General features: G+C 61.9%; 9 protein-coding genes. All 9 read right to left on the bottom strand.

Going from position 1 to position 11,839, the window contains the following annotated elements; translation table 11 throughout:
- Positions 1-4 precede the first annotated feature (4 nt).
- The 9 genes from rpsJ to rpoC all read right to left on the bottom strand — a co-directional run bounded on the left by rpsJ (position 5) and on the right by rpoC (position 11,821).
- Positions 5-310, bottom strand: a complete 306-nt coding sequence (rpsJ, locus tag C8N34_RS07655) for a 30S ribosomal protein S10 (RefSeq protein WP_054301625.1) — start codon at positions 308-310, stop codon at positions 5-7.
- A 203-nt stretch (positions 311-513) separates the two neighbouring features.
- On the bottom strand, positions 514-1,026 hold the full coding sequence (locus C8N34_RS07650) for a hypothetical protein (protein ID WP_145693591.1): 513 nt from the start codon (positions 1,024-1,026) through the stop codon (positions 514-516).
- Positions 1,027-1,204: 178 nt separating this feature from the next.
- A complete protein-coding gene (tuf, locus tag C8N34_RS07645) occupies positions 1,205-2,380 on the bottom strand; it encodes an elongation factor Tu (RefSeq protein ID WP_108128399.1) in 1,176 nt (391 codons plus the stop codon).
- An 88-nt stretch (positions 2,381-2,468) separates the two neighbouring features.
- The gene (gene fusA, locus C8N34_RS07640; RefSeq protein ID WP_054303069.1) at positions 2,469-4,586 is read right to left on the bottom strand and encodes an elongation factor G; all 2,118 of its coding nucleotides are present in this window, start codon (positions 4,584-4,586) and stop codon (positions 2,469-2,471) included.
- 12 nt (positions 4,587-4,598) lie between these two features.
- A complete protein-coding gene (gene rpsG / locus C8N34_RS07635; RefSeq protein ID WP_054303068.1) occupies positions 4,599-5,069 on the bottom strand; it encodes a 30S ribosomal protein S7 in 471 nt (156 codons plus the stop codon).
- Positions 5,070-5,080: 11 nt separating this feature from the next.
- Entirely contained in the window at positions 5,081-5,452 is a 372-nt protein-coding gene (gene rpsL / locus C8N34_RS07630; RefSeq protein ID WP_054303067.1) for a 30S ribosomal protein S12, read from the bottom strand.
- A 269-nt stretch (positions 5,453-5,721) separates the two neighbouring features.
- The gene (locus tag C8N34_RS07625; RefSeq protein ID WP_338419733.1) at positions 5,722-6,594 is read right to left on the bottom strand and encodes a DMT family transporter; all 873 of its coding nucleotides are present in this window, start codon (positions 6,592-6,594) and stop codon (positions 5,722-5,724) included.
- A gap of 63 nt (positions 6,595-6,657) precedes the next feature.
- Entirely contained in the window at positions 6,658-7,464 is an 807-nt protein-coding gene (locus tag C8N34_RS07620; RefSeq protein ID WP_054303065.1) for a glycosyltransferase, read from the bottom strand.
- A gap of 115 nt (positions 7,465-7,579) precedes the next feature.
- A complete protein-coding gene (gene rpoC / locus C8N34_RS07615) occupies positions 7,580-11,821 on the bottom strand; it encodes a DNA-directed RNA polymerase subunit beta' (RefSeq protein WP_054303064.1) in 4,242 nt (1,413 codons plus the stop codon).
- Between the last annotated feature and the right edge of the window lie 18 nt (positions 11,822-11,839).

The raw sequence follows: 11,839 nt of genomic DNA, 5'->3' as shown, positions 1-11,839 counted from the left end.
CCCCTTACACTTTGATCTCGACGTCCACGCCAGCGGCGAGGTCGAGCTTCATCAGCGCGTCCACGGTCTGGGGGGTCGGATCGACGATGTCGAGAAGACGCTTGTGCGTGCGGATTTCCCACTGGTCGCGCGACTTCTTGTCGATGTGCGGACCACGGAGAACCGTGAATTTCTCGATCTTGTTCGGCAGCGGGATCGGGCCGCGCACTTGCGCGCCGGTCCGCTTGGCCGTGTTGACGATTTCCTGGGTGCTGGCATCCAGCACACGGTAATCGAAGGCTTTCAGCCTGATACGGATAGTCTGGCTCATATGGTGCCCCTTGGGCTCGGCGGGAAGTCTCGGGCCGGCGCACCGCCCCCAAACCCCTCTTCCGTAGGTTTCTTGCACAGGGATGAAAGAAACGAGTCGGCCCCAAGGGACCGACCCGTTCACATCGAGGGCGCGTTTAGACCGCCTGCGACTATAAAGCAAGGGTGGAATCGTCCACGCTGCCAAATTCGGTGGCCGTCCGGCTACGGATCACCCGGAAAACCGAAGATGTCCATCCTGAAGCCACGGCGCCCAAGGCCAAGCCGGAACGGCATCTGCCGGTCCGGCACCCCGGCCAGAATGAACACCGCCTGAATCATGACCAGCAGCCCGACCACGAACACCATCACCCCGCCCCACAGCCATTTGCCACCGGCCTTGTCGCTGCGCATCTCGCCGGTTTCCGGCCTGTATCGTCCCGGGACAACCTCCCCGATCAGATGGATCTTGTGCGACTGCCAATAGGCCTGCGCATATTCCGCCCGCGGCGGGGTCGCCCCCGCCAGCGCAAAGACGGGGCGGTATTCGAAACGCGCATCCGGCTCCGTACCCGACGGAACCTTGCGGGACTGAAAATCCACCACCACCAGCTGCACCGGATCGGACTGGAACAGGAAAACCAGCCCGTTCCATGAAAAGAGATACCCCATGAAACACATCGCCGCGCCCAGCAGCGAATATTTCAGGGCGTTAATAACCATAAATACAAGACGCATGCACTTTTTCCCGAATGTTTGGGAAAGCTCTGCCCGATCCTGACGGCGGGAGTGTGTCATAACCGCGGCCACGGGCGGCAATTGAAAAGGCCGCCCCGAGGGGCGGCCTTTCAATCAGATGATCTGCGAGATTACCCGATGATCTTCGACACGCCTTTTATGGCGCGTCTTTGGATCATCATTCGATGATCTTCGACACCACGCCGGCGCCGACGGTGCGGCCGCCTTCGCGGATGGCGAAGCGCAGCTTCTCTTCCATCGCGATCGGCGCGATCAGCGACACGTTGAACTTCAGGTTGTCGCCCGGCATCACCATCTCGGTGCCTTCCGGCAGTTCCACCGTCCCGGTCACGTCCGTCGTGCGGAAGTAGAACTGCGGACGGTAGTTCGCGAAGAACGGCGTGTGACGGCCACCTTCCTCTTTGGTGAGGATGTAGGCTTCCGCTTCGAACTTGGTGTGCGGCTTCACCGAACCCGGCTTGCACAGCACCTGACCACGCTCGATCCCGTCGCGGTCCACGCCACGCAGCAGCAGGCCGACGTTGTCGCCCGCTTCGCCCTGGTCCAGCAGCTTGCGGAACATCTCGACGCCGGTGCAGACGGTCTTCTTGGAAGCGCGGATCCCCACGATTTCAAGCTCTTCGCCAACCTTCACAACGCCACGCTCGATCCGGCCGGTGGCCACGGTGCCACGACCCGAGATCGAGAACACGTCTTCGACCGGCATCAGGAACGGCTGGTCCACAGCACGCGCCGGAGTCGGGATGTATTCGTCCACCGCCGCGATCAGCGCGCGGATCGCGTCTTCGCCGATTTCCTTGTCGGTGCCGTTCATCGCCGCCAGAGCCGAGCCCTTGATGATCGGAATGTCATCGCCGGGGTAGTCATACGACGACAGCAGTTCGCGGATTTCCATTTCCACGAGTTCCAGCAGCTCCGGGTCATCGACCTGGTCCACCTTGTTCCTGAACACGACCATGTAGGGAATGCCCACCTGACGGCCGAGCAGGATGTGCTCGCGCGTCTGCGGCATCGGGCCGTCAGCCGACGAAACCACCAGGATCGCGCCGTCCATCTGCGCCGCGCCCGTGATCATGTTCTTCACATAGTCCGCGTGGCCGGGGCAATCGACGTGCGCATAGTGACGCGCATCCGATTCGTACTCAACGTGCGCCGTCGAGATCGTGATCCCGCGAGCACGCTCTTCCGGCGCACCGTCAATCTGGTCATAGGCGCGGAATTCACCAAAATACTTGGTGATCGCAGCGGTCAGCGTCGTCTTCCCGTGGTCAACGTGGCCAATCGTGCCAATGTTGACGTGCGGTTTGTTCCGTTCAAACTTTGCCTTTGCCATGGGGGCAAACTCCTCAATTCGTTGCGATGCGGTGCGCGGATGCGCACCCTACGGGCTGGTAGGGCGGGGTTGCCCCCGCCACACCGGATCAGGCGTATTTCTTCTGGATCTCTTGCGAGATGTTTTCCGGCACGGCGTCATAATGATCGAAGATCATGGTGAACACCGCACGCCCCGAGGACATCGAGCGCAGGTTGTTGATGTAGCCGAACATGTTGGCGAGCGGCACCATGGCGGTGATCACGTTCGCATTGCCGCGGCTGTCCTGCCCCTGAACCATGCCCCGACGCGAGGTCAGGTCGCCGATGATGCCGCCGGTGTATTCTTCCGGGGTCACCACTTCGACTTTCATGATCGGTTCCAGCAGCTTCGCGCCGGCTTTCTTCAGACCTTCACGCATAGCGGCACGCGAGGCGATCTCGAAGGCCAGGACCGACGAGTCGACGTCGTGGAACGCACCGTCAACCAGCGCGACCTTGAAGTCGATCACCGGGAAGCCAGCCAGCGGGCCGGAATCCATGACCGATTTGATGCCTTTCTCGACGCCGGGGATATATTCCTTCGGCACCGCGCCACCCACGATCTTCGACTCGAACGAATAGCCTTCGCCCGGCTGGGTCGGGGTGATCTGCAGCTTCACGCGCGCGAACTGGCCGGTACCGCCGGTCTGTTTCTTGTGCGTGTAGTCGATTTCGTGCGGTTGCGAGATGGTTTCGCGATAGGCCACCTGCGGAGCACCGATATTCGCCTCGACCTTGAACTCACGACGCATACGGTCGACGAGGATGTCGAGGTGAAGTTCGCCCATACCCTTCATGATGGTCTGGCCGGATTCGAAGTTGGTCTCGACGCGGAACGACGGGTCTTCGGCAGCCAGACGTGCGAGGGCGAGGCCCATCTTTTCCTGGTCGGCCTTCGACTTCGGTTCCACGGCGATCTCGATCACCGGCTCCGGGAAGGTCATGGTTTCCAGAACAACGGCGTTGTTCGGGTCGCAGAGCGTGTCACCCGTGGTGGTCTCTTTCAGACCGGCCAGTGCGATGATGTCGCCCGCGAAGGCTTCTTCGATTTCCTCGCGGTTGATGGCGTGCATCATCATCATCCGGCCCACGCGCTCGCGCTTGCCTTTGGTCGCGTTCAGCATCGAGTCGCCCTTTTTGAGGACGCCCGAATAGATGCGGGTAAAGGTCAGCGAACCGACGAAGGGGTCGTTCATGATCTTGAACGCCAGCGCCGAGAAGGGCTGGGCATCGTCGGCCGAACGCGCGATGTCGCGGGTTTCGGTCTCGTCACCGGGTTTGAAGCCCATGTAAGCCGGGATATCCAGCGGCGACGGCAGGAAGTCGATCACGGCGTTCAGAACCGGCTGCACGCCCTTGTTCTTGAACGACGAGCCGGCCAGAACCGGAACGAAGGCCATCGCGAGGCAACCCTTGCGGATCAGCTTGCGCAGCGTGTCGACGTCGGGCTCGTTGCCTTCCAGATAGGCTTCCATCGCGTCGTCGTCTTGCTCGACTGCGAGTTCAACCAGCTTGCCGCGCCATTCGTCGGCAACATCCTTCAGCTCGTCGCGGATGTCACGGATGTCCCAGGTCGCGCCCAGGTCTTCGCCGTGATACACCCACTCCTTCATCAGGACGAGGTCGACAATGCCTTCCAGCTTGTCTTCGGCACCGATGGGCAGGGCCACCGGGCACGGAGTCGCGCCGGTGCGGTCCTTGATCATCTGCACACACTTGAAGAAGTCGGCACCGATCTTGTCCATCTTGTTGACATAGACGATGCGCGGCACCTTGTAGCGGTCAGCCTGACGCCACACGGTTTCGGTTTGCGGCTCGACACCGGCGTTGGCGTCGAGAAGGCACACCGCACCGTCCAGAACGGCCAGCGAACGTTCCACCTCGATGGTGAAGTCCACGTGGCCGGGGGTGTCGATGATGTTGAAGCGGTGCTTCGCCGAAGTCGGGTTCTTGCCGTCTACGGTCTTTTCCCAGAAGGTCGTGGTCGCAGCGGAGGTAATGGTGATCCCCCGCTCCTGCTCCTGCTCCATCCAGTCCATCGTCGCGGCGCCGTCGTGGACTTCGCCGATCTTGTGGGACTTGCCGGTGTAGTACAGGATACGCTCGGTCGTCGTGGTTTTACCCGCGTCGATGTGCGCCATGATCCCGAAGTTGCGGTAAAGGTCGAGCGGATATTCGCGTGCCATGATGGCGTCCCCTTACCAGCGGTAATGGCTGAACGCTTTGTTCGCGTCGGCCATCTTGTGGGTGTCTTCACGCTTCTTCACAGCGGTGCCGCGGTTGTTCACCGCGTCAGCCAGTTCGGCGGCCAGACGTTCTTCCATGGTATTCTCGTTGCGCTTGCGGGCAGCGGTGATGACCCAGCGGATCGCCAGGGCTTCACGGCGCTCGGTGCGCACTTCGACCGGAACCTGATAGGTCGCACCGCCCACACGGCGGCTGCGGACCTCGACGGCCGGCTTGACGTTGTCCAGGGCTTCATGGAACGCCTGAACCGGCTCGCGCTTCAGGCGCTTTTCCATGCGCTCCAGAGCGCCATAGACGATCGACTCGGCGACGGACTTCTTGCCGTCGATCATCAGGTTGTTCATGAATTTGCTCAGCACGCGATCGCCATATTTGGCGTCGGGCAGGATCTCGCGCTTTTCGGCGGCGTGACGACGGGACATCTCTCAGTTCCTCACTTCGGACGCTTGGCGCCGTATTTCGAACGACGCTGACGACGGTCTTTGACACCCTGGGTATCCAGGACGCCACGCAGGATGTGGTAACGCACACCGGGAAGGTCTTTTACCCGGCCGCCGCGGATCAGCACCACCGAGTGTTCCTGCAGGTTGTGCTTTTCGCCGGGAATGTAGCTGATGACCTCGAAGCCATTGGTCAGGCGCACCTTGGCAACCTTACGCATAGCGGAGTTCGGCTTCTTCGGGGTCGTGGTGTACACGCGGGTGCACACGCCGCGCTTCTGCGGGCAGGATTCCAAGTGCTGCGACTTGGACCTTTTCACTTTCGCTTCCCGCGGCTTGCGGATCAGCTGTTGGATCGTCGGCATTAAACTAGCCTCTATCTTGCAACCCGTTCAATCACCGCTCGTCAGAGGCGTTTCCGGGGGCATTTCTTCGACATGTGCCCTGCGCGTCCGCAAAACACGAAAACCGCATCCGGCCCCAGCGCGGGGCCGACGCGGTGGAATTTCAGAGGATCGGGGCTGTGGGCCCGGATCGTGACCACATCCATTCTGATACCCCGCCCTGCGCAGGGCACAGGTCGGGGTGAGCGGCGTATAGGGGGAGTCGCTCGGGATGTCAACAGGCGCAGGGTTCAGCGGCGGCGGCGGCGCAGGCTGCCTTCACGCAGCAATGTGTAGATGCCGGTCGCCACAACGATGCCCGCCCCCAGCACGGTCAGCCGGTCGGGAAAGGCACCGAACACGACATAGCCGAGCAGGATCGCCCAGAGCAAGGCCGTATATCGGAAGGGCGCGATGGTGCCAATATCCCCGACCCGCATCACCATGACCACGGTCATGTATCCCACGACCAGACAGGCGGAGGCGAAGACCACGATCAGCCCTTCGCGCAGGGTCATCGGCGCCCAGCCTTCAACGGAAAGGCCGGACAGCCCCAGCAGGGTGACCCCTGCCCCGGCCCAGATCGCGACAGTTGCCGAAGGCACACCCCCACCCAGCGTGCGGGTAGACAGATCCCGCACCACGACGCAGGCCACCGAGGCAAGTCCCAGCAGCGCCCAGCGGTCGAACCCCTCAGTTCCCGGCCGCACGATCAGCAGCACACCGAGAAAGCCGATGCCGATGGCGCTGAGCCGACGCCAGCCGATAGGATCGCGCAGTACCAGCGCCGCTGCCAGTGTCACGGCAAGCGGCAGCGACTGCATGATGGCCGAAAGATTGGCCAGCGGCATATGGGTCAGCGCCAGAAGGAAGGTCAGGGTTGCAAAAACCTCGGCCAGCGTGCGCAGCGCCACGATCCTGCCGTCGCGCCGCCCGGGCCAAAGCCGCAGCCCCCCGCGCGCCATGGCAAGAACAACCAGACCCGCCGTTGTCAGAATGCCGCGCAGGGTAATCGCCTGAAACAGCGGAAGCGTCTCTGCCACCGCCTTCATCGCGGTATCGTTCAGTGTGAAGGCCAGCATGGCGACATTCATCAGCAGCACGCCGCGCATATTGTCCGACATCACCACGGTTCTCCCAGTCCCTTTCGGATCGGTAGCAGTGTGGGCGCGCAGGGGCCAGAGGGGTCAGAGCCCACGCAGCATCGCAGCCTTGAAGGGGAAATGCGTCTCGATCACCGGGCCAACCTCTGACCAGTCCGATTTCTCGATCCGGCCAGAGGCATGGGGGTCGCTGTCATTGTCGGAATGGACGGTGCGGATGAAGGCGGGCTGGTTGGCATCGGTATAGGTATTGTACCACTGGTTCGCGAAACGGTGGTTCCGGCGGAAGATGTTTTCGCTCACGCCCTTCGGCGTGGTCATCGCAAGGCCAAGCCCGATCGGGGCCTTTTCGACCACCTCGAACACCTCGTTGCCGCCGGGTTTGCGCTCCAGAAAATATCCGCGATGGCAGCCGGTCACCAAGGGCAGTTCCGGCCCCGCGACCGGCAGCAGTGCCTCAACCGTGGCCCGCATCCGCGCGACATGATGAATGTCCAGCGCGTCATCATCATCCAGACGGAAGCCGGTGATATGAGTCGCTGTATCCTTCTCAGCCATGGCATAGGCACGCCGCACCGCAAGGTAGTGCGGCAGGGATACCAGCGACACCAGCCGCGCACCCGCCAACGGTGCCACGGCATCCGACAGCCGGTCGCGCCAGACATCCGGCAGATCACGCCCGATCAGGAATACCATGCGGAAATCCTGATCTGATTGCGCCAGCAGCGACGGCAGCGTCAGCTTTTCAAACAGATCAAAACGGCGTTCCAGCCGCGCGGGATCGTAAAGCCGTTTGGCCTGCGCCTCCGGGTCATCGCCCGATTTCACGAAACCGCCTTTGGACGGGTAAGAAAACCGCATCAACCCGATAATCTGGTTTCGGATCTTCACCGCATCCCCCTGATGATCCGCACCAGCATGGCCGGGCCAGAGCCTGCTGTCAAAACGAAAACCCCCGCGACAGGCGCGGGGGTTTCCCAGGTTTCAATGCCCTTGCAGGCAGCGATCACTCGCGGCTTTCGACCGTATCGACCAGACCGCTGTCGCCTTCGGTGTCCATCACATCGAAGGACGGAGCGGCCAGAGCGGCGGCACCTTCAGCCTCGGCACGGCGGGCCTCGATCACCTCGTGATCCCGATCATGCGCGATCTTCTTCACACGGCTGGTGGCACCGCCGGTGCCGGCCGGGATCAGACGACCCACGATGACGTTCTCTTTCAGGCCGACCAGCTTGTCGCGCTTACCCTGAACCGAAGCCTCGGTCAGAACGCGGGTGGTTTCCTGGAACGACGCGGCCGAGATAAACGACCGGGTTTGCAGGCTGGCCTTGGTGATACCCAGCAGGATCGGCTCCGCCTGCGCTTCGCGCAGACCGTGGTTCCGGGCCTTCTCGTTCGCCTCGTCCAGTTCGATCTTGTCGATATGCTCACCCTTCAGCAGCGTCGTCTCGCCCGAGTCCAGAACCTCGTATTTCTGGAGCATCTGGCGAACGATCACCTCGATGTGCTTGTCGTTGATCTTCACGCCCTGCAGTCGATAGACGTCCTGCACCTCGTCGATCATGTAGTTCGCCAGCGCCTCGACACCCATGATGCGCAGGATGTCATGCGGCGCGGGGTTCCCGTCCATGATGTAATCGCCCTTCTGGACGAAATCGCCTTCCTGAACCGGAATATGCTTCCCTTTCGGGATCATGTATTCCTGCGTCGGCAGGGTCTCGTCTACCGGCTCGATGGTGATGCGGCGCTTGGACTTGTAGTCCTTGCCAAAGCGCACATAGCCATCGGTTTCGGCGATGATCGCGTGATCCTTCGGACGACGGGCCTCGAACAGTTCCGCCACGCGGGGAAGACCCCCGGTGATGTCCTTGGTCTTGGCACCTTCGCGCGGGATACGCGCCACCACGTCACCGGCCCGCAGTTCCTGCCCGTCCTCGACCGACAGAATGGCGTCGACCGACATCGGATAGCTGATCGGATGCCCCTGATCGTTGCGCATCGGCTCGCCCGTTTCCGGGTTCATCACGATGACCTCGGGCTTCAGGTCGCTGCCTTTCGGCGCCGACCGCCAGTCCGAAACGATCTTCTGGGTCATGCCCGTCGCATCGTCGGTGTCCTCGCGGACCGAGATGCCCGAGACGAGATCCACGAACTTCGCAACACCGGCCTTCTCGGCGATGATCGGCAGGGTATAGGGATCCCATTCGAACAGCTTGGTGCCGCGCTTGACCTGCGCCTCTTCCTTGACGTGCAGCTTGGAGCCGTAGGTCAGCTTGTGAACCGCCCGCTCGCCGCCATTCTCGTCGATGATCGCAAGCGACATGTTGCGGCCCATGACGATCTGCTCGCCATTGGCGTTCGACAGAAGGTTGGCATTGCGGAACTCGATCCGGCCTTCCTGCGAAGCTTCCAGGAATGACTGCTGGCCACCCTGGGCCACGCCACCGATGTGGAAGGTCCGCATGGTCAGCTGGGTGCCCGGTTCGCCGATCGACTGCGCGGCGATGATGCCGACAGCCTCGCCAATGTTCACCAGCGTACCGCGTGCAAGGTCACGACCATAGCACATGGCGCAGACGCCTTCCTCGGCCTCGCAGGTCAGCGGGCTGCGGATGCGGCAATGCTGCACGCCATGGGTCGAGATGGCATCGGCACGACGTTCGTCGATCAGCTCACCCTTCTTGACGATCACCTCGTCGGTGCCCGGCACCACGATGTCATCGGCAGCCACGCGGCCCAGCACACGCTCGGCCAGCGAAGCCACGACCTCACCGTCATTCACCGCAGCCTCGGCATTGATCGCGCGTTCGGTGCCGCAATCGTGCACGCGCACGATGCAGTCCTGCGCCACGTCCACCAGACGGCGGGTCAGGTAGCCCGAGTTCGCCGTCTTCAGCGCGGTATCCGACAGACCCTTCCGGGCGCCGTGGGTCGAGTTGAAGTATTCAAGAACGGTCAGACCTTCCTTGAAGTTCGAGATGATCGGCGTCTCGATGATCTCGCCGTTCGGCTTGGCCATCAGGCCGCGCATCGCGCCCAGCTGCTTCATCTGCGTGACCGAACCCCGTGCACCGGAGTGGGCCATCATATAGACCGAGTTCGGCTCTTTCTCGGCACCAGTGTCGTCAAACTTCGGCGCCGAGATGGTTTTCATCATGGCGTCGGTGACCTTGTCGTTACACTTCGACCAGGCGTCCACGACCTTGTTGTACTTCTCGCCCTGGGTGATCAGACCATCCAGATACTGTTGCTCGAACCCGGCAACCTGATCCTTCACCTCGTTGACGATCTCCCACTTGTTGTCGGGGATCACCATGTCGTCCTTGCCGAACGAGATGCCGGCACGGAAGGCCTCGCGGAAGCCCAGACCCATGATCTGGTCACAGAAGATCACCGATTCCTTCTGGCCGCAGTAGCGGTAGACGGTGTCGATGACGGTCTGCACGTCTTTCTTCCGCAGCGGGCGGTTCACCAGCTCGAACGGCGCCTTGGCGTTGAGCGGCAGCAGATTGCCCAGACGCAGACGACCGGGGGTCGTCTCATAGCGCTTCCAGACGATGTTGCCCTCGTCATCGACCTGACGCAGACGCGCCTGGATCCTGGCATGCAGATGCACCGCACCGGCGGCCAGTGCGTGTTCGACTTCCTCGATGTCGCGGAAGACCTTGCCTTCGCCAACCATGCCCTTGCGTTCCATGGTGACGTAGTAAAGGCCCAGAACCATGTCCTGCGACGGAACGATGATCGGCGCGCCGTTGGCGGGCGACAGAACGTTGTTCGTCGACATCATCAGAACGCGGGCTTCCAGCTGCGCTTCAAGGCTCAGCGGGACGTGCACGGCCATCTGGTCGCCGTCGAAGTCGGCGTTGAAAGCCGAGCAGACCAGCGGGTGAAGCTGGATCGCCTTGCCCTCGATCAGTTGCGGCTCGAACGCCTGGATGCCCAGACGGTGCAGCGTGGGCGCACGGTTCAGAAGAACCGGATGCTCGCGGATCACCTCATCGAGGATATCCCAGACCTCGGGGCGCTCTTTCTCGACCAGCTTCTTGGCTTGCTTCACGGTGGAAGACAGGCCCTTGGCTTCAAGCCGCGAGTAGATGAAGGGCTTGAACAGCTCCAGCGCCATCTTCTTCGGCAGGCCGCACTGGTGCAGCTTCAGCTCCGGCCCGGTCACGATGACCGAACGGCCCGAGAAGTCGACGCGCTTACCCAGCAGGTTCTGACGGAACCGGCCCTGTTTACCTTTCAGCATGTCGGACAGCGATTTCAGCGGGCGCTTGTTGGTGCCCGTGATCACGCGGCCGCGACGGCCGTTGTCGAACAGCGCATCCACCGCCTCTTGCAGCATCCGCTTTTCGTTGCGCACGATGATGTCGGGCGCACGCAGTTCGATCAGCCGCTTCAGGCGGTTGTTCCGGTTGATGACGCGACGATACAGGTCGTTCAGGTCGGACGTGGCGAAGCGGCCGCCGTCCAGCGGGACCAGCGGGCGCAGTTCCGGCGGGATCACCGGCAGCACGGTCAGGATCATCCACTCGGGACGGTTGCCCGACTCGAGGAACGATTCCACGATCTTCAGCCGCTTGATGATCTTCTTCGGCTTCAGTTCGCCCGTGGCTTCCTTCAACTCTTCGCGCAACTGTTCGGCCGTCGAATCGAGGTCGATATTCGACAGCATCTCGCGGATCGCCTCGGCGCCGATATTGGCGGTGAAGGCGTCGGCGCCGTAATTGTCCTGCGCGTCAAGGAATTCCTCTTCCGTCATCAGCTGGCCATAGGTCAGGTCAGTCAGACCCGGCTCGATGACGACGTAGTTTTCAAAATAGAGGATGCGTTCCAGATCGCGCAGCGTCATGTCGAGCATGAGGCCGATCCGGCTCGGCAGCGACTTCAGGAACCAGATGTGGGCGACGGGGGCGGCCAGTTCGATATGGCCCATCCGCTCGCGCCGCACCTTCTGGAGCGTCACTTCCACGCCGCATTTCTCGCAGACGACGCCGCGATATTTCATGCGCTTGTATTTGCCGCAAAGGCATTCGTAATCCTTGATCGGGCCAAAGATCCGCGCGCAGAACAGGCCGTCACGTTCGGGCTTGAACGTGCGGTAGTTGATGGTTTCCGGCTTCTTGATCTCGCCATAGGACCACGACAGGATCCGCTCGGGCGAAGCCAGCGAGATCTTGATCTCGTCAAAGGTCTTGACGGGGGCAACCGGGTTGAACGGGTTGTTGGTCAGTTCCTGGTTCATCTTGCGTCCTTAAAAAGA

The sequence above is a fragment of the Gemmobacter caeni genome, assembly GCF_003054195.1.
GTDB classification, from domain to species: domain Bacteria; phylum Pseudomonadota; class Alphaproteobacteria; order Rhodobacterales; family Rhodobacteraceae; genus Gemmobacter; species Gemmobacter caeni.
Note: the sequence above shows the minus strand (reverse complement) of the source record. Positions and strands in the feature narration are given on the sequence as shown.

Bases quoted from the DNA above. Each gene is read 5' to 3' on its own strand.
- rpsJ (WP_054301625.1), bottom strand. From the start codon at position 310: ATGAGCCAGACTATCCGTATCAGGCTGAAAGCCTTCGATTACCGTGTG.
- C8N34_RS07650 (WP_145693591.1), bottom strand. From the start codon at position 1,026: ATGCGTCTTGTATTTATGGTTATTAACGCCCTGAAATATTCGCTGCTG.
- tuf (WP_108128399.1), bottom strand. From the start codon at position 2,380: ATGGCAAAGGCAAAGTTTGAACGGAACAAACCGCACGTCAACATTGGC.
- fusA (WP_054303069.1), bottom strand. From the start codon at position 4,586: ATGGCACGCGAATATCCGCTCGACCTTTACCGCAACTTCGGGATCATG.
- rpsG (WP_054303068.1), bottom strand. From the start codon at position 5,069: ATGTCCCGTCGTCACGCCGCCGAAAAGCGCGAGATCCTGCCCGACGCC.
- rpsL (WP_054303067.1), bottom strand. From the start codon at position 5,452: ATGCCGACGATCCAACAGCTGATCCGCAAGCCGCGGGAAGCGAAAGTG.
- C8N34_RS07625 (WP_338419733.1), bottom strand. From the start codon at position 6,594: ATGTCGGACAATATGCGCGGCGTGCTGCTGATGAATGTCGCCATGCTG.
- rpoC (WP_054303064.1), bottom strand. From the start codon at position 11,821: ATGAACCAGGAACTGACCAACAACCCGTTCAACCCGGTTGCCCCCGTC.